At 62.6% G+C, this 24,121-nt stretch carries 22 protein-coding genes; 11 read left to right on the forward strand and 11 right to left on the reverse strand.

Going from position 1 to position 24,121, the window contains the following annotated elements; all coding sequences use genetic code 11:
- Window positions 1–63 precede the first annotated feature (63 nt).
- From NKI17_RS02365 to NKI17_RS02385, 5 genes are all read right to left on the reverse strand, one after another.
- Complete coding sequence (locus NKI17_RS02365; RefSeq protein WP_023677394.1) at window positions 64–909, reverse strand: transporter substrate-binding domain-containing protein; 846 nt, start codon at window positions 907–909, stop codon at window positions 64–66.
- Between the two features lie 85 nt (window positions 910–994).
- Window positions 995–1,666, reverse strand: a complete 672-nt coding sequence (locus NKI17_RS02370; protein ID WP_352726140.1) for a GntR family transcriptional regulator — start codon at window positions 1,664–1,666, stop codon at window positions 995–997.
- 513 nt (window positions 1,667–2,179) lie between these two features.
- On the reverse strand, window positions 2,180–2,557 hold the full coding sequence (locus tag NKI17_RS02375) for a VanZ family protein (protein ID WP_352571657.1): 378 nt from the start codon (window positions 2,555–2,557) through the stop codon (window positions 2,180–2,182).
- Window positions 2,558–3,217: 660 nt separating this feature from the next.
- On the reverse strand, window positions 3,218–3,508 hold the full coding sequence (locus tag NKI17_RS36980; RefSeq protein WP_502894410.1) for a DUF6894 family protein: 291 nt from the start codon (window positions 3,506–3,508) through the stop codon (window positions 3,218–3,220).
- 78 nt (window positions 3,509–3,586) lie between these two features.
- Entirely contained in the window at window positions 3,587–3,778 is a 192-nt protein-coding gene (locus NKI17_RS02385; RefSeq protein WP_023677389.1) for a DUF3606 domain-containing protein, read from the reverse strand.
- Window positions 3,779–4,188: 410 nt separating this feature from the next.
- Between NKI17_RS02385 and NKI17_RS02390 the strand changes: the two genes are divergently transcribed.
- The 3 genes from NKI17_RS02390 to NKI17_RS02400 all read left to right on the forward strand — a co-directional run bounded on the left by NKI17_RS02390 (window position 4,189) and on the right by NKI17_RS02400 (window position 5,600).
- Window positions 4,189–4,488 carry a DUF1236 domain-containing protein gene (locus NKI17_RS02390; protein ID WP_352905361.1) on the forward strand — a complete coding sequence of 100 codons (300 nt, stop codon included), beginning with the start codon at window positions 4,189–4,191 and terminating at the stop codon, window positions 4,486–4,488.
- 139 nt (window positions 4,489–4,627) lie between these two features.
- Window positions 4,628–5,077, forward strand: a complete 450-nt coding sequence (locus NKI17_RS02395; RefSeq protein WP_023677386.1) for a hypothetical protein — start codon at window positions 4,628–4,630, stop codon at window positions 5,075–5,077.
- A 181-nt stretch (window positions 5,078–5,258) separates the two neighbouring features.
- Window positions 5,259–5,600, forward strand: a complete 342-nt coding sequence (locus NKI17_RS02400) for a hypothetical protein (protein WP_292663955.1) — start codon at window positions 5,259–5,261, stop codon at window positions 5,598–5,600.
- A 63-nt stretch (window positions 5,601–5,663) separates the two neighbouring features.
- On the opposite strand, the gene ggt is transcribed toward NKI17_RS02400, so the two are convergent.
- The 3 genes from ggt to NKI17_RS02415 all read right to left on the reverse strand — a co-directional run bounded on the left by ggt (window position 5,664) and on the right by NKI17_RS02415 (window position 11,495).
- Window positions 5,664–7,400, reverse strand: coding sequence for a gamma-glutamyltransferase (ggt, locus tag NKI17_RS02405; protein WP_352797791.1), 1,737 nt, complete (start codon window positions 7,398–7,400; stop codon window positions 5,664–5,666).
- A 574-nt stretch (window positions 7,401–7,974) separates the two neighbouring features.
- Window positions 7,975–9,267, reverse strand: a complete 1,293-nt coding sequence (gene rhaI, locus NKI17_RS02410; RefSeq protein WP_352797794.1) for an L-rhamnose catabolism isomerase — start codon at window positions 9,265–9,267, stop codon at window positions 7,975–7,977.
- A 125-nt stretch (window positions 9,268–9,392) separates the two neighbouring features.
- Window positions 9,393–11,495, reverse strand: a complete 2,103-nt coding sequence (locus NKI17_RS02415) for a bifunctional rhamnulose-1-phosphate aldolase/short-chain dehydrogenase (protein ID WP_023677381.1) — start codon at window positions 11,493–11,495, stop codon at window positions 9,393–9,395.
- A 187-nt stretch (window positions 11,496–11,682) separates the two neighbouring features.
- Here NKI17_RS02415 and NKI17_RS02420 point away from each other — a divergent pair, with 187 nt between their 5' ends.
- From NKI17_RS02420 to NKI17_RS02450, 7 genes are all read left to right on the forward strand, one after another.
- Entirely contained in the window at window positions 11,683–12,492 is an 810-nt protein-coding gene (locus NKI17_RS02420) for a DeoR/GlpR family DNA-binding transcription regulator (RefSeq protein WP_352572215.1), read from the forward strand.
- A gap of 55 nt (window positions 12,493–12,547) precedes the next feature.
- Window positions 12,548–13,543: a rhamnose ABC transporter substrate-binding protein gene (gene rhaS / locus NKI17_RS02425; protein ID WP_352448664.1), complete on the forward strand. Its 996-nt coding sequence runs from the start codon at window positions 12,548–12,550 to the stop codon at window positions 13,541–13,543.
- A gap of 83 nt (window positions 13,544–13,626) precedes the next feature.
- Entirely contained in the window at window positions 13,627–15,168 is a 1,542-nt protein-coding gene (locus NKI17_RS02430; RefSeq protein WP_352905364.1) for a sugar ABC transporter ATP-binding protein, read from the forward strand.
- Window positions 15,165–16,142, forward strand: coding sequence for an ABC transporter permease (locus NKI17_RS02435; protein ID WP_352572216.1), 978 nt, complete (start codon window positions 15,165–15,167; stop codon window positions 16,140–16,142). Before NKI17_RS02430 ends, NKI17_RS02435 begins: the two co-directional genes overlap by 4 nt.
- Entirely contained in the window at window positions 16,139–17,140 is a 1,002-nt protein-coding gene (locus NKI17_RS02440) for an ABC transporter permease (protein WP_352448661.1), read from the forward strand. Before NKI17_RS02435 ends, NKI17_RS02440 begins: the two co-directional genes overlap by 4 nt.
- Window positions 17,140–17,457 carry an L-rhamnose mutarotase gene (rhaM, locus tag NKI17_RS02445; protein WP_352724922.1) on the forward strand — a complete coding sequence of 106 codons (318 nt, stop codon included), beginning with the start codon at window positions 17,140–17,142 and terminating at the stop codon, window positions 17,455–17,457. Before NKI17_RS02440 ends, rhaM begins: the two co-directional genes overlap by 1 nt.
- Window positions 17,454–18,824, forward strand: coding sequence for an FGGY-family carbohydrate kinase (locus tag NKI17_RS02450; RefSeq protein WP_352905366.1), 1,371 nt, complete (start codon window positions 17,454–17,456; stop codon window positions 18,822–18,824). Before rhaM ends, NKI17_RS02450 begins: the two co-directional genes overlap by 4 nt.
- 36 nt (window positions 18,825–18,860) lie before the next feature.
- Here NKI17_RS02450 and NKI17_RS02455 read toward each other — a convergent pair whose 3' ends face one another.
- Together NKI17_RS02455 and galE are read right to left on the reverse strand one after the other, a co-directional pair.
- Window positions 18,861–20,111, reverse strand: coding sequence for a D-amino acid dehydrogenase (locus tag NKI17_RS02455; protein WP_352853908.1), 1,251 nt, complete (start codon window positions 20,109–20,111; stop codon window positions 18,861–18,863).
- 43 nt (window positions 20,112–20,154) lie between these two features.
- On the reverse strand, window positions 20,155–21,150 hold the full coding sequence (gene galE / locus NKI17_RS02460) for a UDP-glucose 4-epimerase GalE (protein WP_352635701.1): 996 nt from the start codon (window positions 21,148–21,150) through the stop codon (window positions 20,155–20,157).
- Between the two features lie 265 nt (window positions 21,151–21,415).
- Here galE and hemA point away from each other — a divergent pair, with 265 nt between their 5' ends.
- Window positions 21,416–22,693 (forward strand): 5-aminolevulinate synthase, encoded by a 1,278-nt coding sequence (hemA, locus tag NKI17_RS02465; RefSeq protein ID WP_352905435.1) that lies wholly within the window; start codon window positions 21,416–21,418, stop codon window positions 22,691–22,693.
- 150 nt (window positions 22,694–22,843) lie between these two features.
- Here the strand turns inward: hemA and NKI17_RS02470 are convergent, their stop codons facing one another.
- Entirely contained in the window at window positions 22,844–24,010 is a 1,167-nt protein-coding gene (locus tag NKI17_RS02470; RefSeq protein WP_352905368.1) for a pyridoxal phosphate-dependent aminotransferase, read from the reverse strand.
- Between the last annotated feature and the right edge of the window lie 111 nt (window positions 24,011–24,121).

Genomic DNA, 24,121 nt, shown 5'->3' on the forward strand with positions numbered 1-24,121 from the left:
CCCGGCAGGACGAACGGCTCAGCTCCGGAACGTGGTCAGGAATGGCCGTTCGCCGGCAAGCGCTTACTTGACTGGAGTGACGTCGCTCTTGAGCCATTTAAGCGACAGGGTTTTGATCGTGCCGTCGGCGGTCGCGGCGTCGATGGCGCCGTTGAGCATGTCTTTCAGCTTGGTGTCCTCTTTGCGGATACCGGCCCCGGAGCCAAGACCGAAGAGACCCCCGACAAATCCTGGTCCTGCAAGCGTATAGTCGCTGAACTCCGGCTTGCTCAGCGTGGCGGCCAGCGCTGTCTGTTGCGCGAAGAGCGCGTCGATGCGACCCGCGGCGAGATCGAGATCGTGTTGCTCGGTGGTCTTATATTCGCGAATCTCGGCGACGTCCGAGAAGTATTTTTTCACAAATTCCAGGTTCGCCGTTGCAGCCTGAACTCCAATGATCTTTCCCTTCAGCAATGGCTTGAGCTTGTCGATTGCCGCCTGCGCAGAGGCTTCATTCTCCAGCTTGAACCGCTCGTTGGAAATGCCGAGCTTGCCCAGTTCGCTATCCTTGGCGACCGCGAAACCTGAGGGATCCACCGCATATGGCTGGGTAAACTCAATGATCTTCAGACGTTTTTCAGTGATGAACATGCTCGCCATGATCACGTCGAACTTGCCGACGGTCAGCGCGGGGATCATGCCGTCCCAGTCCTGTGCGACGATCTTGCACTCGATCTTCATTCGCCCGCACAGATCATTGGCGAGATCGACTTCGAAGCCGTCCAGCTTGCCGTCGGCTGTTGTGAAATTCCAGGGCGCGTAGGCTCCTTCGGTGGCAATGGTAATTGCCTTTGGTGTTTCTTGTGCAACGGCGGCCTGGACCAGGCCGAACAGGACCGACGCAATGGCTGCGATGCGGCTAATTTTCATATCATTCTCCTCTTTTTGCCGGTATGACAGTTCCCTTTCGTCGTGCCGGATTATCTTCCGGCTTCAACGAGTTAGATGGTATTCCCTAGCGGCGGCCGGGACTTGCGAAGTTGGCCAGAAGCGGCGCCGTCTCGACGATATGATCCCGCATGACGATCTCAGCCTTGCCGGCATCACCTGACCGCAGCACGTCGATCAGGATCTCGTGCTCGGCACGCGCGCTGGCGGGCTTGTCGACATAGTCGAACCAGATGCGCAGGTAGGGCTCGATCACGACGTGCAGGCTGGCGATCTGCCGGACCAGCTTGGGCCGGTTGCTCAATTGGCAAATCTGCAAATGGAAGGCCTGATGGCGCACGACCCAGTCGCTGCTGCCGGTCTGGCTGGCGCGCTCCATCCGGTCGAGCTGGCGTTCCAGTTCTTCAAGCACTTCGACATCGATGTGCGGCATGGCAAGCCTCACCGCCAGCCCTTCGAGCACCGAGCGTATTTCAAATGTTTCGTGGATCTCATCGAGGGTAAGCCCGGCGACGATGCAGCCACGGTTCGGGCGAATGAGCACAAGACCTTCCGCGGCCAGTTGGCGGAATGCTTCGCGAACCGGCATGCGGCTCATGCCGATTTCCGTCGCGATCTCTTCCGGGATCAGCCGGTCCCCGGCCCGATAACGCCCCATCCTCAGGGCCCGCTGAATGTGGCGATAAGCTTCCTCCTCGGCGGTCGTGATGCCCAACGGCTCGATTGCGTCAGCTGCCATGTCTTGGGTCCGATCAGAGCGTATCTGTGTATCCACTTATCCAGTTCTCGAAACCTGTGTCAAGCACCGATGCTTGGGCGCTTTGGAATTTCTCTTGTGAGAATAAGCACTTGGTAGGGGAAATCGGGCTAAGCACACTGTGATCGGCTAAGCCGCTGATCGGCCTACTTTTCAACATCCGGCAAAAAGGCCCGCCGCTCCATTTGCGAAGCGGCGAGGCCCCATATTCGGGGACGATTGCCGGGATTCCCCGGCATTGCCTACAGTGCAATTCAGGTGCCAGAATTGTTGACCCAAAACGGGTCACCGCACCGGAGGCGCGAGCGCGGACCTTCCGCGATCACGCTACTGCCGCGCATTGCCGTTCCTGCTATGTTACTTTGCGGCGGACGTAATTTTTCCGCCTGGCCGGCGCCCCATCAGGCAACTTACCCCAACGCGCCCCCCAAGTGGCGCCGGCCATTTTCCCCTTATTGGGGCATGGGCGCGCCGATTCCGTTATGCGCTTTCGAGCTATGGCAATCCGCCGGCGAGCCGCTTTGTCCAGCCTGCAACCATCAGTCCGCACGCGATTCCCGCGCAGTCGGCCACCCAGTCGAATAAATCCGGGTCGCGCCCTATCAGTTGCACGGCCTGAAGCCCCTCGATCGCCGCACCCGTGAGAACGAGGAGTACGATCAGCTTCGCCTTGCGTTCCGGCCAGCCGAGACTTCCGAGAGCCGCCAGGACGACGAAGGCGGCGGCGTGATTGAGCTTGTCGTGATCAAACGTGAAAGCCAGGCCAAGACCCTGCAAGAGCCGCTCCGGCAGAAGGGCGAACAGCAGAACGCCGGCAAACGCGGCCGGAAAGGCAATCCTTGCCACGATCTGATAAGAATCCAGGCGCAACAAGGGTAGAATGGCCTTTCGTCCGAAATCTGCAGGGAATACCGCCGGCCGCCATAGTCGCGAGCGAGCGCGGCGTCCAATTTCCGCCGTCGGGGCGTCCGGTGCATCGTCAGAATGAATGAATGCCTCGGGTCAGCCGCTGGGCAGGCCGAACTGCTGGGGAGGGCTCTGCAATGGTGCGGCTTCCGCGATCACGCAATTACCTGCTGCGCCAACGCGGCTACTATCTGGCTGCGGCGGACCTGATTTCCGCTTGGCCGGCGCTGCGTCAGGGCACCTTACCCCATGCCACACGAATCAGCGCCGGCCAGAATTCCATCGATTGCGTGATGACCGACCCGCGTCAAAAAAGCCCGCCGCCCTGTCGGACGACGGGCTCCGTTGCCTGGGCGCCAGGGCGCCGCGGTAGCGACTGATGTTACTAGTGCTCCCGCAGGTCTCCAATATGCTGCCGCCGCATGGCGTTGCGCATCGGCTAAACAAACGAAGCCCGCGCCTCTGGCGGAGGGCGCGGGCCGACCGGGTTGCACCCGATCTGCAGCAGAATCCTGGGAGGTTCCCGCTGCTTAAGATAACAATTAGAGACTTCTAATGTTCCGCGCCAGGGGAAGATGCCGCTGCACCAGAAATCTGATGATGGTCGGCGCGATGATGATCGAGCCGTCAGTTCGTGCGCAAGTCGATCTGGAAAATCCGCTCGTCGAAGTGCCGCGTTTCAACGGCAAAGGTCAAAGCCACTTCAAGGACCAGACCGCCACGGTCGTCCCGGACCTTGACTGCAATCCTGCGATGAGGAAGGCCATCCCTGGCCATCTCGGCCAATGTGCGAAGGGCTTCTTTCCTGAGCAGCGGGAGATCGTCATATAACGTTCCCTGATCGTCGGAATAGACGATTCCGTCTTCATCGGAATCGAAGAAGTAGCGGGGCATTGCGCTTGGCCGAAGCGGCGGCATCCGAGCACGTTGTCGATTGCTGGCCGGATCTCGGCCGATCGCGATCAGCGCCTCTCCACCGTTGGCTTCGCCGCCAGCTCACTTGCGCTCGCGCAATGCCTTCACCGCCTGCGAGAGGATCATCCGGTCGCCGCCGGTCCTTTTGATCAACTTGCTCACCTGGCTGGGCGAAACACCATTTTCCCGCGCGAAATGTTCGACCTCATAATATTCATCCGCCGAAACGCGATTGCGGTCGCTGAAGTCTCGCTTGGTCTTGTCGTCGGCCATTTCTGTTCTCCTCGCCTCAGGGCCAACTTTGGACTGACGCACGCTGCAATCGAGGGTTCGCCCGCCACCAAAGTGACGCGCGAACCCTATCGGCGCAGGAAGGGACAAGGCTGCGCAGATGCTGTATTCGATCGAAATGGAAACAGCCAAGATCGGTGCGAGCCGCCATCGATATTTTCCAAAGAATCCTCCCGGCACGTGCAGCCAGCAACGGCTAGGTGCCGCGGCGGTTCCGGGTCACGCGGCAAACCCGCCCTTTGCGCGCAAGGATCAGACTTAGGTCCTGCGGCAACACGTCGGTTGGTCCCTGCCGGGCGGGACCGAAGCCCGTCGACGGAACGTTTTCAGCTGCCTTCCGTTCGAATGAGCCTTGGCGCGAAGAGCGGACCGAGTTCGCAAAGGAGACGACCATGAGAATGCATCTTTCCACCGCGGTGGCGGGATTTTTGCTGCTGGCAGGCATCGGCGCCGCTGCAGCGCAAGACGTTGTCATCGAACCGCAGCGGGAAACGGTCATCAAGGAGTATGTGAAAAAGCAGCCGCTGGCCTCGGTGAAAATCCCTGGGGTGGAGCTCAACATCGGCTCGGCGCTCCCCGATACCGTCGAGCTTCATGAAGTCCCCAGTGTCAAATACCGCTATGTCATCGTCGACAACCGCACCGTCGTCGTCGACCCAGGCACGCGCAAGATCGTCGAGATCATCGAGTGACGTTAAAGCTCGGGCAGTCGTCGCCCGCCGCGCGCAAATGAGCGGGGGGCGACGTATGCGTTAGGCGGTTCCTCGGCGTCGTCGCTCAGCAGGAACCCGCCGTACCGTCGAGGGCCGGGGGGCCTCACAGGCAGTTTCAATGCGAACAATCAGCAGACTTTTTGATTCCCATGACCAGGCGGCGCGTGCCGTCGAAGCACTTCAGGCGGCAGGAATTGCGCGCCACCAGATCAGTATCATCGGACCCTACGACGACGAAATCGGCGCCGTCTTGCGCGGTCCAGGCACCGGTGCCGCTCTTGGCGCGGCAGCCGGTTTGTTGGCCGGCCTCGGCGCGTTCGATATCCCCGGCATCGATCCCCTCGGCGCGGGATGGCTGGCATCGGCCCTCGTCGGTGCAGCCTTGGGCTGTGTTGCCGGCAGACTTTTCGACACATTGTCCGATATCGGCAAGCAGCCAGACCAGACGAATGCCGCACCAGGTGTGATCCTGGTGCTGGCGCATGTCGATGAAAGGCAGGCCGACACCGCACAGGCGGTGCTTGGGGCTTCCGTTCAGGCAACGCAGTCTTTGGCCAGGGCGGCATGAAGATTCAGCTCGGGCAAAGCGCTTGACCAGGCCGCGCAGCGGGGCGGCGATCCAAGCGCGAATTCAAAAATCTCTGGCAAGCCGTCGCCAGAAAGTGTTGAACACCGTGCCGATCACATTCGGCGAGCGGTTGCGCTCGACGAGGCTTGATGATTTGCTGTCGGTTTGCGGAGAACGAATAATGCATGAGCCTGTCGGTCAAGACGAATATGGGTCGACCAGCCCGTTCGATCCGGACGATCTGTCGAGGTTGAACGCAATCGGCCCGAGCGCCGGCAGCAACGATTTCGAAAAATACGCAGTCGCCGTGATCATCGTGTTCGGCGCCCTGATCATCGGTGGCCTGATGGCTGCCGGCTTGAGCTTCGGGCGCCGCAGCACCTTCTTTTTCGCGCTTGGTGGCGCCACTGCAGCATGGATATCCGGCAATGCGCTTCTGCTCGACCGGCCGCGCATCTACGCCCTGTTCGTCGGCATCGCGGCGCTGATGCTGATTGCGTCGACGATCGCGCTGGTCACCTGAAGCAAGGCGCAATCTTCTTGTTGACCATGATCTTATCCGAAAACCGGTTCCCACTTTTGGGGTTTAATACCCGATAGCCTTGCCGGCTGCGGCGCGGCTGTCGATGGCGCCGTTGTAGCGGGCGCCGCCACCCTTCTCGATTTCCGCCAGGCTCTTGCCGCCGACCAGGATGCCGGCCGCCTGGCCCCAGGTCGTGCCGGCAAGATCGAGGCGGTAGCCCATGCCGGTAAGCAGCTTTTCGGTATCGGGCGACAGGCCGAAGGGTTCGATATAGACCGTGTCGGGCAGCCATTGGTGATGGATGCGCGGCGCGTCGATCGCCTCCTGGATGTTCATGCCGTGGTCGACGACGTTGACGATCGCCTCCAGCGTGATGGTGATGATGCGTGAACCGCCGGGGCTGCCGATGACCATGAACGGCTTGCCGTCTTTGGCGAGGATGGTGGGGCTCATCGATGACAGCGGCGTCTTTTTCGGCGCAATCGCATTCGCCTCGCCCTGGACGAGGCCATAGAGATTGGGCACGCCGGGTTTCTGGGTGAAATCGTCCATCTCGTTGTTGAGCAGGATGCCGGTGCCGGCGGCGACAACGCCGGCGCCGAAAGAGCCGTTCAGCGTGTAGGTTACCGCGACGGCATTGCCATCATTGTCGATGATCGAAAAATGCGTCGTCTCGTTGCTCTCGCCAAAACCCTTCGGCATCAATTCCTGCGAGACGCCGGCCCGGAACGGATCGATCTTTTCACGAATTTCCCTGGCGTAATTCTTGTCGAGCAGTTTTGCGACCGGATTGTCGATGAAGCCGGGATCGCCGAGCGCCGAATTGCGGTCGACATAGGCGTGGCGCATCGCCTCGACCATGACGTGAACCGTCTCGGCCGAACCGGCGCCGAGATAGGACAACGGATAGAACTCAAGCACGTTGAGGATCTCGCAGATGATGACGCCGCCGGAGCTCGGCGGCGGCGAGGAAATGATCTCGTAGCCGCGATAATTGCAGGTCGCCGGCTTGAGCTCGCGCACCGCATAGTTTTCGAAATCAGCCCTGGCCAGAATGCCGCCCTTCTCGCCACTCGCCTTGACGATGGCGTCGGCGGTCGCGCCTTTGTAGAAGGCATCCGCCCCGCGTTCGGAAATGGCGGCAAGCGAAGCCGCGAGATCGGGCTGAACAAGGCGCTCGCCGACAGCATAAGGCTTGCCGTCCGGCTTGAGGAAAATGGCCGCCGCCGCTGGGTCCCTCGCCAACCGCTCCGCGCCGCCCTGGAGCGAGGCCGCATCGCCCTGCTCCAGCACGAAGCCTTCCTTGGCAAAGCGGATGGCCGGCGCCAGCAAGTCCTGCCGCGACAGCGTGCCGTATTTCTCCCGCGCCATCTCGAAACCAGCGACCGAGCCCGGCACGCCGACCGCCAGATAGCCGTCGAGACTGGCGCCTTTTACCGGCTTGCCGTCCTTGTCGAGATACATGGTTTTGGTCGCGGCCAGCGGCGCGCGCTCGCGAAAATCGAGGAAGGTCGAGCGGCCGTCCTTGAAGCGGATGGTCATGAAGCCGCCACCGCCGATATTGCCGGCGGTCGGGTAGACCACGGCCAGCGCATAGCCGACGGCGACCGCGGCATCGACCGCGTTGCCGCCCTGCTTCAGCACCTCGACGCCGACCTCAGACGCAAGATGCTGGGCGGTCACCACCATGCCGTGCTCGCCCTTCGCCGGCTGCGGCGAGGCGGCATAGGCGAGGAAGGGTACGAAGTTCAGGGTGAGGGAAAGGCTTACGGCGATTAGGGTTCGGCGGGTGTTGTGCATGGCCGTCCTCCGAGGCTTGGGTAGGCCTAGGAAACGCGCTTGGAGCGGTTGAGTCTACTGCGAAGATCGAAAGAATCGGGAGGGTTCGCACGCCTGTGCCGGTTCGCCTCGCAACCGCCGTTGCAATCTTCGGCGACTGCAACGGCATGGATCCTAGGGTCTCCGCTACGTCGCTTCGCTCCTGCTCCGCCCTAGGATGACGAGGGGGGGAGGGATCGGCTAATCCCGAAAGTTTGCGATTTGCCAGCAGCCGCCAGCCTGCAACGTTTGCCATTGCCATCAGCCGCCAATCCCCAACATCTGCGATTAGCTGTAGGCCCTCACGCCTTCGTCATCCTAGGGCGGAGCAGGAGCGAAGCGACGTCGCGGAGACCCTAGGATCCATGCCGTAACTTCTGAGCGCCGCAGCGTTGGTAGCAAGGCCACGCTTCATCGCGGCTCTCAGAATTTTTCAGTTACACAGCAATTTTGTTCTTGCTTTGTGCCGGCAGCTATGCTACTAATCTGGCTGTGGTGCTAATTGGCTCCAACGACCCGCCCTCCCGAGGCGGGTTTTTCATTTTCACCCTCAACATCAAACAATCCCGCCGCCGACGCTCGCCACCGCCGGCCGTTCGGCTGCGACCTTCGCTCGGTAGCCGGCGGCGCGGTAGGCGGCGACCGGATCGATGGCGCCGCCGGTCTTCAGCCGCGCCATGGCAAGGATCGGCTCGACGTCAGTGCGATAGGCTGTCTTCAGCGTCTGCGTCGCCATCAGCGCGTCATTGGCGTCCTGGAAGCCTTCGAGCTCCTTGCGGTCGACCAGCAGCGCCTGGGCATAGGCGCGCTGCACCTCGACCGCCGACAACATCAGGCTTTCTATCGGATCGGTGACGTTATGGCTCTGGTCGAGCATGTGGGCCGGATCGAAACCTTCGGCACCGGCAAGCTCGGCATCGACCAGTTCATTGAAGACGAGGAACAGCCGGTAGGGATCGATCGAGCCGGCGTCGAGATCGTCGTCGCCATATTTCGAATCGTTGAAATGGAAGCCGCCAAGTTTCTTGAACTGGATCAGTCGCGACACGATCATCTCGATGTTGACGTTGGGGGCGTGATGGCCAAGGTCGACCAGACAGAACGCCTTGTCGCCAAGCTCTTTGGCGATGATGTAGTTGGTGCCCCAATCCTGCACGACGGTCGAATAGAAGGCCGGCTCGTACATCTTGTGCTCGGTGAACAGTTTCCAGCCGTCCGGCAGTCCGGCATAGATCTCCTTCATCGCGTCGAGATAGCGCTCGAATGCCTTGGCGAAATTGACCTGGCCGGGAAAGTTCGAGCCGTCACCGATCCATACCGTCAGCGCTTTGGAGCCCAGCGTCCTGCCGATCTCGATGCATTCGAGATTGTGCTCGACCGCCTGCCGGCGTGTTGCTGCATCGGCATGCGACAGCGAGCCGAATTTATAGGAAAGTTTTTGGTCCCTGGCGTCGGAGAAGGTGTTGGAGTTGATGGCGTCGAAGCCGAGGCCGAAGCGGGATGCCGCCTGCTTCAGCCGGTTCGGATCGGCCTTGTCCCAGGGAATATGCAGCGAGACGGTCGGCGTCGCCTGCGTCAATTGCCGGATGACGGCGCAGTCCTCGATCTTGTCGAAAATGTCACGCGGCTCTCCGGCGCCGGGAAAGCGGGCAAAGCGGGTGCCGCCGGTGCCGACGCCCCAGGACGGGATGGCGACGGCGAATTTCTCGACCTTGTCGCGGATGGCGTCGATGGCGATGCCGCGGCGGTCGAGGCGCTCGCCGAGGGACTCGTAGTCGCGCTTGAGATTGGCGTTGCGCGCGGCATTGTCTTTCTCGACAACATCGGCGGAGATGATGGTTTCGGACACTAAAGTTTCCTCCCAAATGCGTTCGGTTGGCGCTGCCCCTCATCCGCCTGCCGGCACCTTCTCCCCGTATGGTGACGGGGAGAAGGGTAAAGCTCCGGCGTCGGCGCCAACCCTCAAACGACTGCTTATCGCGTAAAGCTCTGTGCGTTGCCGGCGTCGACGTTGATGATGTTGCCGGTCGATTTGGCCGACATATCGGAGGCGAAGAAATAGATCGCCTCGGCGATGTCTTCGGGGAACACCGACCGCTTCAGCATCGAACGCGAGCGGTAGTGCTCCTCGAGATCGTCGGTCGACATCTTGTAGGCGGCGGCGCGCTGTTCCTTCCATTCGCCGGTCCAGATCTTCGAGCCGCGCAGCACAGCGTCGGGGTTGACGACATTGACCCTGATCTGCGCTTCCGCGCCTTCCAGCGCCAGGCAGCGTGCCAGATGGATTTCGGCGGCCTTGGCAGTGCAATAGGCGGCGGCGTTTGGCGATGCGGCAAGCCCATTCTTGGAGGCGACGAAGACGACGTTGCCGCCGATCTTCTGCGCCCGAAACAGCCGGAACGCCTCCCGCGAAACCAGGAAATAGCCGGTCGACAGGATGTCCATGTTCTTGTTCCACAGCGTCAGCGTGGTGTCCTCGATCGGCGCCGAGGAGGCCAGGCCGGCATTGGAGACCAGAATATCGATGCCGCCGAATTCGACCGCCGTTTCGGCAAAGCCGGAGATCACCTGATCCTCGGACGTGACGTTGATGACTACGGGCCGCACGAAATCCTTGCCATAGGCCTTGGCAAGCTCGTCATTGGCGCTGGCAAGGGCTGCTTCGTCGATATCGGCCAGCACGACGCACGCGCCCTCGCGCAGCAGCCGGTTGGCGGTGGCCCGGCCGATGCCGCCGGCGCCGCCGGTGACCAGCGCAATCTGGCCGGCAAGAGCCTTTGGTTTCGGCAGGCGCTGCAGCTTTGCCTCTTCGAGCAGCCAGTATTCGATGTCGAAGGCTTCCTGGTCGGGCAGGCCGACATAGGTCGAGACCGTCGAGGCGCCGCGCATGACGTTGATGGCGTTGACGTAGAATTCGCCCGAAATGCGCGCCGTCGCCTTGTCGCCGGCGAAGGTGAACATGCCAACGCCGGGCATCAGATAGACCACCGCGTTAGGGTCGCGCACCGGAGGCGAGTCGGCGTGCTTGCAGCGGTCATAATAGGCCTGATAGCCGACGCGATACTCCGCCACATCATCGGCAAGACGGGCAATGACGGCATCGACGTCGGGATTTTGGGGGTCGAACTCGATGACCAGCGGCCGGATCTTGGTGCGCAGGAAGTGGTCCGGGCAGGACGTGCCGAGTGCCGCCAGCGGCCGCAAATCCCTGGAATTGACGAATTCGAGCACGGCAGGGGAATCGTCGAAATGGCCGAGCTTGTGGCTGTTCTCCGAGATCAGGCCACGGATCCTCGGCATCAGTTTTGCGGCCACGGCGCGACGCGCAGGCGCATCGAGGGATTTGACGACTTCGCCGCCGAAAATCGGCTTGCCATGGCTCTTGCGCTCGAACCAGTCGATCGCCTGGTTGATCACCGAGATCGTCGTCTCGTAGCATTCCTTCGGCGTGTCGCCCCAGCTGAACAGGCCATGACTGGCCAGTACGACACCCTTGGCTTCGGGGTTTTCGCGGCAGAATTTCTCCAGCCATAGGCCGAGCTCGAAGCCCGGACGTTTCCATGGCAGCCAGCCGATCGTGTCGCCGAAGATTTCCTTGGTCAGCGCCTGCGAATCCTTGGCGGCGGCAATGGCGATGATGGCATCGGGATGCATATGGTCGACATAGGGCTTCGGCACGAAGGCATGCAGCGGCGTGTCGATGGAAGCCGCGCGCGGGTTGAGGTTGAAGGTGCAATGGGGCAGATAGCCGACCATCTCGTCTTCATGTTCGAGGCCGCGATAGAGACCTTTCAGCGCGCGCAATTTGTCCATGTAGAGCGTGGCGAAGCCGTCGAGCTTGATCGAGGCGCTGTCGCCGCCCGAGCCCTTGACCCACAGCACTTCCACGCTCTCGCCGGTGAGCGGATCGTTTTGCCAGATCTTGGAGGAGGTGTTGCCGCCGCCATAGTTGGTGACGCGCTTGTCGGAGCCAAGAACATTCGAGCGATAGACCAGACGTTCGGGCTCGCTCATTGCTTGCGCTTTTGCGTCATCCCAAAGATTGGCGAGGCGCGTGCCGGAGCGCTTGTCGAGCATAGGTATCCTCCCTTTGGGACACGCAAACGGCGCGGGTCCCTTTTGTGCGAATTTCTACGCAAGCGGCGGTCTTGTCAATCACAAACGATCAACATCAATCATATTGCATTGCACAATGAAATTATCTGATCGGAAATGATTGACACTGCGCGCTTTGGGTGCCTAGATGCTCCGGCAGGGAGGAACCATGCACGAGAAAGAGCGCCACAGGATCATTCTGTCCGCCGTCCAGGAAAAGCCTGTGGTGACGGTGCAGGAGATGGTCGACCTGACGGAGTCGTCGGAGGCGACGATCCGGCGCGACATCGCGGCATTGCATGTGCAAAAACGGCTGCGCCGGGTGCGCGGCGGCGCCGAGGCGCTTTCGCCGCCGCAGTTCATCGGCCTTGCCGGCCGGCCCTTTTCCGTCAACGAGACCATCAACGCTTCGCAGAAGCGGGCAATCGCGCGGGAAGCCGTGGATCTGTGCAAGGACGGCGAGCCGATCATCATCAATGGCGGCACCACCACCTTCCAGATGGTGCATTTCCTGACCGGCCGCCGCATGCCGATCTTCACCAATTCCTTCCCGATCGCGGAGCACCTGCTCAGGCACTCCAAGAACACGGTGATGCTGTCGGGCGGCACCATCTACCGCGAGCAGAACATCATCCTGTCGCCGTTCGACAATGACGTGACGCGCAATTTCTACGCGCGCCGCATGTTCATGGGCGCGCAAGGGCTGGGGCCGCTCGGTCTTATGGAAGGCGACCCGCTGCTGATCCAGGCCGAGCAGAAACTGATCGACCAGGCAGACGAATTGGTGGTGCTGGTCGATTCCTCGAAGTTCCGCAAACGCTCGAGCCTGATCCTGTGCGGCCTGTCGCGCATCGCCACGGTGATCACCGACGACGGCATCGAGGACCGCGAAGCCAAGATGCTGGAGACCGCCGGCGTGACGCTGATCATCGCCCGCACAACGGCAACCAACAAGGAAGAATCTTCGCTGCAGGCCTGAGAACCACTCACGCCCGCAGCGGTGATGGAATGCAACGCTCAAGGGAGGATATTCGATGAGCTTTCTGAAGAAATTGATGGTTACGGCGGCGTTCTCCGCCGCCATGTTCGTGAATGCCGCCTACGCCGAAAACGTCAAGATCGCGCTGGTGGTGAAGTCGCTCGGCAACGGCTTCTTCGACGCCGCCAACAAGGGCGCCGAAGAGGCGGCCAAGGAGCTCGGCGATGTCGACATCATCTACACCGGCCCGACCAAGGCGACCGCCGAAGCGCAGATCGAAGTGGTCAATTCGCTGATCGCCCAGAAGGTCAATGCCATCGCCATTTCGGCGAACGACGCCGACGCGCTGGTGCCAGTGCTGAAGAAGGCGATGCAGCGCGGCATTACCGTCATCTCGTGGGATTCAGGCGTCGCGCCGGAAGGACGCCAGCTTCACCTCAACCCCTCCGATACCAACCTGATCGGTGAGACCATCATCAAGCTGGCCGCCGACTACCTGCCGGAAGGCGGCGATGTCGCCATCCTGTCGGCTTCTTCGACCGCGACCAACCAGAATGCCTGGATCGACGCGGCCAAGAAGGTGCTGCCGGAGAAGTTCCCCAAGATCAAGCTCGTCGCCACCGTCTATGGCGACGACGACTCGGCCAAGAGCACGGACGAAGCCAAGGGCCTGCTGAAGTCCTATCCGAACCTCAAGGCGATCATCGCACCGACCACGGTCGGCGTCGTTGCCGCCGCGCAGGTGGTGACCGATGAAGGCCTGATCGGCAAGGTCAACGTCACCGGCCTGGCGCTGCCGTCGGAGTTCAAGAAGTTCATCGACAATGGCGCCAGCCAGGCGGTTGCGCTGTGGAACCCGATCGATCTCGGCTACTCCGCCGTCTACCTCGCCCACGACCTGGCGGTGAAGAAGGAAGAGGCCAAGCCCGGTGCTACGCTGTCGATCGGCCGCGTCGGCAAGGTCACGCTCGACGACACCAACTCGGCTGCGATGGCTCCGCCATTCCAGTTCGACAAGTCGAACATCGAAAAGTTCTCCAAGATCTATTGATCCTGGAACCTTCGAAACGGTGCGGCGGGGCTCAGGTTCCGCCGCGCTTTCAAACGAACCTTGCTACAGGGCTTGATACGATTATGGACACGACAGCCCAGCACGAAGTGGCAAATGAAGCGCCTTTGTCATCCGGACCGCGCCTGACGCTGTCCGGCATCTCGAAAAGCTTTCCCGGCGTGCGGGCGCTGCACAATGTCGGCCTGTCGCTCTATCCCGGCCAGGTAACCGCGCTGATCGGCGAAAACGGTGCCGGCAAGTCGACGCTGGTCAAGATCATGACCGGCATCTACCAGCCGGATGCTGGCACGATCAGCATCGACGGCCAGCCGATCACACTGCCCAGCGCCCACGCCGCGTTCGGGCACGGCATCACCGCCATCCACCAGGAAACCGTGCTGTTCGACGACCTGACGGTGGCCGAAAACATCTTCCTCGGCCATGCGCCGCGCACGCGTTTCAAAACCATCGACTGGCGCACCATGCGCAAGAATGCCCGCGAGGTGCTCGACACGATGGGCGCCGGCCATATCGACGCCGACGCCAGGCTGAAGGATCTCGGCATTGCCAACAAGCACCTAGTCGCGGTTGCCCGCGCCATGTCCATCGACGCGCGGATCGTCATCATGGACGAGCCGACGGCAGCGCTTTCGATGAAGGAGATCGAAGAGCTTTTCCTGCTGATCGAATTCCTCAAGAGCGACGGCAAGGCGATCCTGTTCATCAGCCACAAATTCGATGAGATCTACCGCATCGCCGACCGCTATACCGTGTTCCGCGACGGCGAGATGGTCGGCGAAGGCCTGATCAAGGACGCCGGCCAGAGCCAGATCGTGCGCATGATGGTCGGCCGCTCGGTCGATCACATCTTTCCGCAGCGCAAGGCCGAGATCGGCGCGCCGGTGCTGGCCGTCTCCGGCCTGTCGCACCCGACCGAGTTCCACGACATAGGCTTCGAGCTGCACAGGGGCGAAATCCTCGGCTTCTACGGCCTTGTCGGCGCCGGGCGCAGCGAGGTGATGCAGGCGATATCAGGCATCACCCGCACCAGCGGCGGCACGATCACGCTGGAGGGTAAGGCAATCGCGCCGAAATCGGCGGCGGATTCGATCGACGCCGGCATCGTCTATGTGCCGGAGGAGCGCGGCAAGCAAGGCGTGGTGATCGGCCTGCCGATCTTCCAGAATGTCTCGCTGCCCTCGCTCAAACGGACATCCAAATCCGGCATATTGCGGCTGGCCGAAGAGTTCGCGCTGGCCCGCTCCTACACCGAGCGGCTCGATCTGCGCGCCTCCTCGCTCAGCCAGGACGTCGGCACGCTGTCGGGCGGCAACCAGCAGAAGATCGTCATCGCCAAATGGCTGGCGACCGCGCCCAAGGTGATCATCCTGGACGAGCCGACCAAGGGCATCGACATCGGCTCGAAGGCCGCCGTGCACGGCTTCATGGCCGAGCTCGTCGCGCAAGGCCTGTCGGTGATCATGGTGTCGTCCGAATTGCCGGAAATCCTCGGCATGTCGGACCGCGTCGTCGTTATGCGCGAGGGCCGCATTGCCGCGGTCTACGACAATAAAGGGCTCGACGCCGAAACCTTGGTCAGGACGGCAGCGGGGATCGCGGCATGAAGGCTCTTCTCAAATACCGCGAGGTCTGGCTGCTGGCGGCAATCGTCGTGCTGATCGGGCTGATCTCCACGCGGTTTCCAGGTTTTGCCGATCCGGCCAACCTGCGCCAGGTGTTCAACGACACGTCGATCCTGATGATCCTGGCGCTCGGCCAGATGGTCGTCATCCTGACCCGCTCGATCGACCTGTCGATGGCTTCAAATCTCTGCTTCACCGGCATGGTGGTGGCAATGCTGAACGCCGCGCATCCGGCGATCCCGATCCCGCTGCTGATCGTCATCGCACTTCTGGTCGGCCTGGTGCTCGGCGCCATCAACGGCCTGCTGGTATGGCGGCTGAACATTCCCTCGATCGTGGTAACGCTCGGCACCCTCACCATCTACCGCGGCGCCACGTTCGTCATTTCAGGCGGCGCCTGGGTCAACGCCGACCAGATGAGCGCTGATTTCATCGGGTTGCAGCGCGCGGCTTTCCTCGGCATTCCGGTACTGTCGTGGATCGCCGTGCTGGTTATTGCGCTGTTCTTCCTCGTGATGACGCGCACCGCGCTCGGCCGCTCGATCTATGCCATCGGCGTCAACCCGACCGCATCGGTCTATGCCGGCATCGATGTCGGCCGGACGAAATTCACCGTCTTCTGCATTTCGGGGATGATCGGCGGCCTCTGCGGCTATCTCTGGATTTCGCGCTACGTCATCGCCTCGGTCGAGGTCGCGAATGGCTATGAGCTCAATATCATCGCCGCCTGCGTCATCGGCGGCATTTCGATTGCCGGCGGCATCGGTTCGGTCGGCGGCGCGGTGCTCGGCGCGCTGTTCCTCGGCATCATCTCCAACGCGCTGCCGGTGATCAACATCTCACCCTTCTGGCAGATGGCGATTTCAGGCAGCGCCATCATCCTGGCCGTGGTGCTCAACGCGCGCGGCGAACGCCGGCAAGGCCGCATCATCCTCAAGAAGGCGGAAGCGGCATGACCGACACCCCTGCCCCACGCCATATTCCCGACCGGCTCGACAAGCCGCTGACGTCGGCGATCTTCTCATGGGAGGCGCTGCTGGTCGTCGTTGCGGTTGCCATCTTTGCCGTCAACAGCTTTGCCTCGCCCTACTTCCTCGACGCGTGGTCGTTGTCGGACCTAACCTTCAACTTCACCGAAAAGGCGCTGATCGCGCTGGCCATGGCGCTGCTGATCATCTCCGGCGAAATCGACCTGTCGGTGGCCGCCATCATCGCGCTGGCGTCAACAATGATGGGCATGGCGGTGCAGGCCGGCGCCGGCATGCCTGAACTGGTGGCAATCGGCCTCGTCGTCGGGCTCGGCTGCGGCGCCTTCAACGGACTGCTCGTCACCAGGCTCGGCTTGCCGTCGATCGTCGTCACCATCGGCACGATGAGCCTGTTTCGCGGCATTGCCTTCATCATCCTCGGCGACCAGGCCTACAAGGGCTATCCCGCGAGCTTCGCCTTCTTCGGCCAGGGCTATGTCTGGTGGGTGGTGTCGTTCGAACTGACGCTTTTCCTGATCGCGGCAGTCGTCTACTGGTTCCTTCTGCACCGGACGAGCTTCGGCCGCCGGGTCTTTGCCATCGGTAACAACCCGGTCGCGGCGCAGTTTTCCGGCGTACGCGTCGGCCGTATCAAATTCATCCTGTTTTGCCTGACCGGCCTGATGGCGGGCATCGCCTCGGTGCTGATCACATCGCGGCTCGGCTCGACCCGGCCGTCCATCGCACAGGGCTACGAGCTGGAAGTCATCACCATGGTGGTGCTCGGCGGCGTCAGCATCCTGGGCGGCGCCGGCAGCATTCTGGGTGTGGTGCTGGCCGCCTTCATCATGGGACTGGTGACCTTCGGCCTCGGCCTGCTCAACGTGCCGGGGATCGTTATGTCGATCTTCATCGGCCTGCTGCTGATCATCGTCATCGCGCTGCCGATCCTGTGGCGGCGCGTGCGGCGGGAGCGCTTTGCCTGATGCCGGAGAAATACGCGTTCAAGATGAAGCTCAATCCGGGCATGAAGGCCGAATACAAGAGGCGCCACGACGACATCTGGCCGTCGCTGGTCGCGCTGCTCAAGCAGGCCGGTATCTCCGATTACTCGATCCATCTCGACGAAGAGACCAACATCTTGTTCGGCGTGCTGTGGCGCCGTGACGACCATGGCATGGACGAATTGCCGAAGCATCCGGTGATGCAGCGTTGGTGGGCCGAGATGGCGGACATCATGGAGACCAAGCCGAACAACGAGCCGGTGGCGGTGCGGCTGGAAACAATGTTCCATATGGAATGACCCGCCACGTCGCCGTCATCGATATCGGCAAGACCAACGCCAAGGTGGCGCTGGTCGATCTTGCCGCAGCAAGCGAAGTCGCGCTGCGCAGGATGGTGAACGAGCCGCTTCGGCAAGGCCCATACCCGCACCATGACGTCGAGCGGTTATGGGCGTTTATCCTTGGCAGCCTGACCGAGATCGATCGCGAGCAGCGCATCGATGCGATATCGATCACCACCCATGGCGCAACGGGCGTGCTGGTCGACGCATCAGGCGAACTGGCGCTGCCGGTGCTCGACTACGAATTCGACGGGCCGGATGCCCTTGCCGGGGACTATGACACGATCCGTCCGGCGTTCTCCGAGACCGGCACGCCGCGCCTGCCGGCCGGCCTCAATCTCGGCGCGCAGCTGTTCTGGCAGCAGAAGCGCTTTCCGGCGGATTTCGCCAGAACCGCCGCGATCCTGATGTATCCGCAATACTGGGCCTTGCGCCTGACCGGCGTCGCCGCCAGCGAGGCGACTTCGCTCGGCTGCCACACCGATCTGTGGAACCCGTGGAAAGCGGATTTTTCGTCGCTGGTCGACCGGCTGCAATGGCGCCGGCTAATGGCGCCGGTACGGCCGGCGAAGGACCGCCTCGGGCCGATCCTGCCCGCGCTTGCGACACGGACCGGGCTCGACCCGCAAACGCCGGTGTTTTGCGGCCTGCACGATTCCAACGCCTCGCTGCTGCCGCATCTCCTGTCCGACAGACCGCCTTTCTCCGTGATCTCGACCGGCACCTGGGTGGTGTCGATGGCAGTCGGAGGCAACAAGATCGCGCTCGACCCGGCACGCGATACGCTGGTCAATGTCAACGCGCTCGGCGATCCCGTGCCGTCGGCGCGCTTCATGGGTGGCCGCGAGTTCTCCGTGCTGACCGAGGGCCAATCGGAGAACTGGACGGAAGACGATGTTGCCACGGTGCTAGCGCGCAAGACGTCCCTATTGCCCTCGACCCAACAGGGTTCGGGGCCGTTTCCGCATCACGCCGCATCATGGCTTAACGCGGACGGTATGAGCGTCGGCCAGCGCTTTGTCGCCATCTCGTTCTACCTGGCGCTGATGACCGCGACCTGCCTCGACCTGATCGGCGCGGACGGTCCCACCATCGTCGAAGGACCCTTCGCCCGCAACCGGCTGTTCACCCGCATGCTGGCTGCGGCGGCGGCGCGCGCCGTCATTGCCTCCGAGGCTGCGACAGGCACCAGCATCGGCGCCGCCTTGCTGGCGTCGGACCAGGGGACACCGCAAGGCAGAGGCGAAAGGACCGAACCGTCGGCCGATCCACTCTGGACAAGTTACGTGCGCTCCTGGCGTTCGGCGGTCGACGAACGAGCCTGACCGCCGAGCTCATGACGCCCTGATGTCTGGAGATGCCTAGTTCCTGTAGACCAGCCCTTGCGGATCGATCTCCGGCTTGCGGCCGGCGACCACGTCAGCAAGGAATTTTCCCGAACCGCAGGCCATGGTCCAGCCGAGATGGCCGTGGCCGGTGTCGAGGTAGAGATTGTCGTACCGCGCCCGGCCGATGACCGGCACGGAGTTCGGCATCATCGGCCGAAGTCCAGCCCAGACCTCGGCCTTGCTCTCGTCGAAAGCGCCGGGGAACAGGTCCTTGCCGGTGTTCAGGATCGAGTTGAAATCGCGTGGCTTGAACCTGCGGTCGAACCCGGTGAACTCCGCCGTCGAGGACATCCGCAGCCGATTTCCCAGCCTGGAATAGCCGATCAGCCGGTCCTCGTCGGCGCCGCCCATGATCGGCCCCTTGCTTTCATCTTCCAGCGGAACAGTCACGGTATAGCCCTTCACGGGATAGACGGGCAGATCGATGCCGTAGCGGCGGCCGAGCAGACCGCTCTCCGGCCCCATGGAAATGACCACCGCGTCACCGGCGACCGGGCCGGCCGAGGTCATCACGGCGCGCACCCGGTCGCCGTCGATGTCGAGGCCTTCGACCGTGGTGCCGTAGAGGAATTGGACGCCGAGTTTCTCGGCGGCATAGGCAGCGAGGCGCTGCGTGAATTGGCTGGAGTCGCCGGTCTGGTCGATCGGCGAATAGACGCCGCCGGCTATCTTGTCCTTGGCGCCGGCAAGGCCGGGCTCAAGCTCGACCAGCCGGTCGCGGCCGACGATCTCGATCGGCAGGCCGTGTTCGCCGAGATAGCGATAATTGTCGGTGCCGGTATCGAAGCTCTGCTGCGAGCGGAAGAAATAGAGAATGCCTTTCTTGCGCTCGTCATAGTGGATGCCGGTTTCGGCGGAGACGGCGTTGATGCAGTCGCGCGAATAGAGCGCCAGACGCAGCTTGACGTCGGTGTTGGCGCGCATGCGCTTATGCGTGCACTGGCGCAGGAAGCGCAGGCTCCAGGCGAAAAAATACGGATCGAAGCGCAGCCGCACCTTGATGCCGAGATCGTGGTTGTAGAGGCCGCGCAGGAACGTCTTCAGCGCGGCTGGCGAGGCCCAGGCGGTGGCGTCTCCGGGCGACACCAGGCCGGCATTCGACTGGCTGGTGCCGCGTGCCGCCGCCGGATGGCGCTCGATCACCGTCACCTCATGGCCGTCGCTGGCCAGATAATAGGCCGCCGCCGTACCGACGACGCCGGCCCCAAGCACCAGGATTTTCATTCCGCCCCCAGCGCGCTGAGCCAACCTTTGCGGAGAGCCCACTTCACCCCAGAGCCGAATTCTTGCTGGTCAGGATGCGCTCCCAGGCAAGCGCATCGGCAACGATCTGGTCGAGGTTGTCGCGCTGTGGGGTCCAGCCGAGCTCGCCGCGCGCCAGCTCCGAATTGGCGACGACCGCGGCGGCGTCGCCGGCGCGGCGATCGCCCATCCGTACCTCGAAATCATGGCCGAAGACGCGGCGGACGCTGTCGATGACCTCGAGCACCGAATAGCCGTGGCTGTAACCACAATTGGCGACCAGGCTCGATCCGCCGGCACGCAGCCGCTGAAGCGCCAGCCGATGCGCCGCCGCCAGGTCGCTGACGTGGATATAGTCGCGCATGCAGGTGCCGTCCGGCGTCGGATAGTCGATGCCGAACACCTGCATGAAGGGGCGCTTGCCGAGCGCCGTCTCGCAAGCGACCTTGATCAGATGCGTGGCACCGGGCGTCGACTGGCCGGTGCGGCCCTTCGGATCGGCGCCGGCGACGTTGAAATAGCGCAGCGCCGTATAGCGCAACCCATGGGCAATTGCCGCGTCGCGCAGCATCCATTCGCTCATCAGCTTGGACAGGCCATAGGGCGATTCCGGCGCAAGCCGGGCATCCTCGCGCACCGGCTCCAGGCCGGCGCCGCCATAGACGGCGGCGGTCGAGGAAAAGATGAAATTGGGCACGCCTTCGCGCACCGCGGTCTCGATCAGGGTGCGCGTCTTGCAGGTGTTGTTCTCGTAATAGGCAAGCGGGTCGGCGACCGATTCGGGGACCACGATCGAGCCGGCGAAATGGATGATCGCGTCGACCTTATTGTCGCGAATGATCGAGGCGACCAGTTCCCTGTCGGCGACGTCGCCGACGACGAGCTTTGCTTCCGGGGCCACCGCCCATTCAAAGCCGGTGGAAAGCCGGTCGAGGACGACCACGTTGTCGCCCGTGTCCAGCAATTCCCAGACCATATGGCTGCCGATATAGCCGGCACCGCCTGTCACCAAAACCGTCATCCGCATCCTCGCTATTCATGATTTGTCGGAACTGTCTCAATCGTCGCCGTACTGGAAAATCTGCCGCCAGGCCATTAGAACCTGCGGTAACCAGTCTCATCGGCGCGTGGCATTGTCCTGAAACAAGATTGATCCACATCAAGGGAATAGGCCACGTTCCGTGGTCGTTAGGAACAGGCTCGGGGCGTGGCATTTTGACCAAAAAGGCCAGGTGGACGACGAATGGGCCAATGACTATGATCCCGCGCAAAACTGGGAAGGCGACATGAACTATCAGCGGTTTTTCGAGGAAGCGATCGACCAGCTCCATGCGGAGCGTCGCTACCGCGTCTTCGCCGACCTTGAGCGTATCGTCGGGAAATTCCCGCGCGCCATCTGGCGCGCCAATGGCCGCGCCGAGGAAATCACCGTCTGGTGCTCCAACGACTATCTCGGCATGGGCCAGCATCCCGACGTCATTGCCGCGTTCCAGAAGGCGGCAGGCAAGATGGGGTCGGGGGCCGGCGGCACCCGCAACATCTCCGGCACCAGCAACCCGCTGGTCGAGCTCGAACTGGAGCTGGCCGACCTGCACGACAAGGAAGCCGCACTGGTTTTCACCTCCGGCTTCGTTTCCAACGAGGCGTCGATCTCGACCATTGCAAAGCTGCTTCCCAATTGCCTGATCATCTCGGACGAGCTCAACCACGCTTCGATGATCGAGGGCGTGCGGCGCTCGGGCGCCGAGAAGAAGATCTTCCGCCATAACGACGTCGCGCATCTCGAAAGCCTGCTGCAGACAGCCGGCCGCGAGCGCGCCAAGCTGATCGTCTTCGAGAGCGTCTATTCGATGGACGGCGACACCGCGCCGATCAAGCAGATCGTCGATCTCGCCGAGCGCTACAACGCCATGACCTACATCGACGAGGTCCACGCCGTCGGCATGTACGGGCCGCGCGGCGGCGGCATCACCGAGCGCGAAGGGCTGGCCGACCGCATCGACATCATCGAGGGCACACTGGCCAAGGCGTTCGGCACGCTTGGCGGCTACATCGCCGGCACCAGCGCCGTGATCGACGCGGTGCGCTCCTATGCGCCGGGCTTCATCTTCACCACCGCGTTGCCGCCGGCGATCGCTGCCGCGGCAACCACCTCGATCCGCCATCTCAAGCGCTCGCACGCCGAGCGCGACGCGCAGCTGCGTCAGGCGACACGGACCAAGCAAGTGCTGGCCGCAGCCGGCCTGCCGGTGATGGAGTCGCCTACTCACATCGTGCCCCTTCTGGTCGGCGATCCCGAGCTCTGCAAGATGGCCAGCGACCGCCTGCTCGGTGTGCACGGCATCTACATCCAGCCGATCAACTACCCGACAGTGCCGCGCGGCACCGAGCGGCTGCGCATCACGCCTACACCGTTCCATTCGGACGCGCTGATCGCCTCGCTGCAGGACGCACTGGTCGAGACATGGGACGCGTTGGGGATTCCCTACGGGTCCGCCGGCCGGCCTTCAGTCGCCAAAAGCGACCGCGTCATTCCGCTGCTGGTGCCGAAGTCGGGCGGGTGAAGCCCGTTTGAAACTCTACTCCGGCGGCCATCTGACGCGGCTTTCTGCGCTTCCGGTGCTCACGGACCCAAATGTCCGCTGCGCTCCGGTTCTCGAAACCCACGCCAGCTGACTCGCCGGAGCGAGTTTCAACTCGGGCTTCGAGGCAGCTCACACACTCTTCATCCATTTCGCCAGCCGGTGTGCGGCTTCCTCGAGCTGGTCGAGGCGGCGGTGGAAGCACAGCCTGAAGAAGGCTTCGCCGCCGGGGCCGAAGGCGGTGCCGGGAGCCAGGCCGACATTGGCGCGGTCGACCATGTCGAAGGCGGCGGCGCGGGAATCGGAGATGCCGTCGACCGCGAAGAACAGATAGAATGCGCCCTGCGGCACGGTGAACCGCGCCCTGCCGGTTTCGGCGAGAATGCCGCAGACCAGGTCGCGTGCCGCCCTCGCCCGCTCCACCTGCTCGACGATGAAGGCGTCGCCCTCATCCAGGGCAACGACGGCGCCGCGCTGCATGAACTGCGCAACGCCGGAAGTCGAATACTGGACCAGGTTCTCAAACACCTGCTGCAAGGCGGGATGAATCTTGATCCAGCCGATGCGCCAGCCGGTCATCGCCCAGTTCTTGGAAAAGGAATTGACGAACAGGATGCGGTCCTCATCGGCCATGATGTCGATGAAGGACGGCGCGCGGCCATGGCCGTAATGAAACAGCGAGTAGATCTCGTCGGCGATGATCCACAGGCCCCTTTCACGGGCAAGATCGAGGATCGCCTGCAGCGTCTCCTTGTCGGCGGTCCAGCCGGTCGGGTTGGACGGCGTGTTGACGAACAGCGCCTTGGTCCGTGGCGTGATCGCCGCTGCGATCTTGTCGACATCGCAAGACCAGCCATTGCCCGACTCGTCGAGCGTGACCGCGACTGGAACAGCGCCCGCGACGCCGGCGGCGGCGGCGAAGTTCGGCCATGCCGGCGACAGGTAGACGAGTTCGTCGCCCTTGCCGGCCACCGCATCGATGGCCATCTGGATGGCGTGCATGCCGGAGCCGGTGACGATGAATTCCTCGTTGGCGAAAGTCTTGCCGAAATGCCTGGTGTAGTAGCGGGCGAGCGCCTGCCTGAGTTCGGGAATGCCCCGCTGCCAGGTGTAGAAGGTCTCGCCGCCGGCGAGTGCCTTGGCGGCTGCATCGGTGATGAAGGCAGGCGTCGGCAGGTCGCCCTCGCCGGCCCAGAGCGGGATCATGCCGTCGCGGCCGCGGCCGCGGTTCATGACGGCGACAATGCCGCTTTCAGGCGCCGCCCGCGCTTCGGCGCGCAGAGTATCGATCAGGGTCATGGATGGGTCCGTTTTCGTTTGCTCGACTGCTAGCGTGTTTCAGGGCGGACGAAAACAGAAAACCCCGGTCGCTTGCGGCCGGGGTTTTGGTCCAGGGAATCTGTCTTCGAA

It is taken from the genome of Mesorhizobium sp. M0816 (genome assembly GCF_040320005.1).
Classification (GTDB): domain Bacteria; phylum Pseudomonadota; class Alphaproteobacteria; order Rhizobiales; family Rhizobiaceae; genus Mesorhizobium.

Excerpts from the sequence above, each read along its gene's own strand:
- NKI17_RS02365 (WP_023677394.1), bottom strand. The coding sequence starts at position 909 with ATGAAAATTAGCCGCATCGCAGCCATTGCGTCGGTCCTGTTCGGCCTG.
- NKI17_RS02370 (WP_352726140.1), bottom strand. The coding sequence starts at position 1,666 with ATGGCAGCTGACGCAATCGAGCCGTTGGGCATCACGACCGCCGAGGAG.
- NKI17_RS36980 (WP_502894410.1), bottom strand. The coding sequence starts at position 3,508 with ATGCCGCCGCTTCGGCCAAGCGCAATGCCCCGCTACTTCTTCGATTCC.
- NKI17_RS02385 (WP_023677389.1), bottom strand. The coding sequence starts at position 3,778 with ATGGCCGACGACAAGACCAAGCGAGACTTCAGCGACCGCAATCGCGTT.
- NKI17_RS02390 (WP_352905361.1), top strand. The coding sequence starts at position 4,189 with ATGAGAATGCATCTTTCCACCGCGGTGGCGGGATTTTTGCTGCTGGCA.
- NKI17_RS02395 (WP_023677386.1), top strand. The coding sequence starts at position 4,628 with ATGCGAACAATCAGCAGACTTTTTGATTCCCATGACCAGGCGGCGCGT.
- NKI17_RS02400 (WP_292663955.1), top strand. The coding sequence starts at position 5,259 with ATGCATGAGCCTGTCGGTCAAGACGAATATGGGTCGACCAGCCCGTTC.
- ggt (WP_352797791.1), bottom strand. The coding sequence starts at position 7,400 with ATGCACAACACCCGCCGAACCCTAATCGCCGTAAGCCTTTCCCTCACC.
- NKI17_RS02415 (WP_023677381.1), bottom strand. The coding sequence starts at position 11,495 with ATGCTCGACAAGCGCTCCGGCACGCGCCTCGCCAATCTTTGGGATGAC.
- NKI17_RS02420 (WP_352572215.1), top strand. The coding sequence starts at position 11,683 with ATGCACGAGAAAGAGCGCCACAGGATCATTCTGTCCGCCGTCCAGGAA.
- rhaS (WP_352448664.1), top strand. The coding sequence starts at position 12,548 with ATGAGCTTTCTGAAGAAATTGATGGTTACGGCGGCGTTCTCCGCCGCC.
- NKI17_RS02430 (WP_352905364.1), top strand. The coding sequence starts at position 13,627 with ATGGACACGACAGCCCAGCACGAAGTGGCAAATGAAGCGCCTTTGTCA.
- NKI17_RS02435 (WP_352572216.1), top strand. The coding sequence starts at position 15,165 with ATGAAGGCTCTTCTCAAATACCGCGAGGTCTGGCTGCTGGCGGCAATC.
- NKI17_RS02440 (WP_352448661.1), top strand. The coding sequence starts at position 16,139 with ATGACCGACACCCCTGCCCCACGCCATATTCCCGACCGGCTCGACAAG.
- rhaM (WP_352724922.1), top strand. The coding sequence starts at position 17,140 with ATGCCGGAGAAATACGCGTTCAAGATGAAGCTCAATCCGGGCATGAAG.
- NKI17_RS02450 (WP_352905366.1), top strand. The coding sequence starts at position 17,454 with ATGACCCGCCACGTCGCCGTCATCGATATCGGCAAGACCAACGCCAAG.
- NKI17_RS02455 (WP_352853908.1), bottom strand. The coding sequence starts at position 20,111 with ATGAAAATCCTGGTGCTTGGGGCCGGCGTCGTCGGTACGGCGGCGGCC.
- galE (WP_352635701.1), bottom strand. The coding sequence starts at position 21,150 with ATGACGGTTTTGGTGACAGGCGGTGCCGGCTATATCGGCAGCCATATG.
- hemA (WP_352905435.1), top strand. The coding sequence starts at position 21,416 with ATGAACTATCAGCGGTTTTTCGAGGAAGCGATCGACCAGCTCCATGCG.
- NKI17_RS02470 (WP_352905368.1), bottom strand. The coding sequence starts at position 24,010 with ATGACCCTGATCGATACTCTGCGCGCCGAAGCGCGGGCGGCGCCTGAA.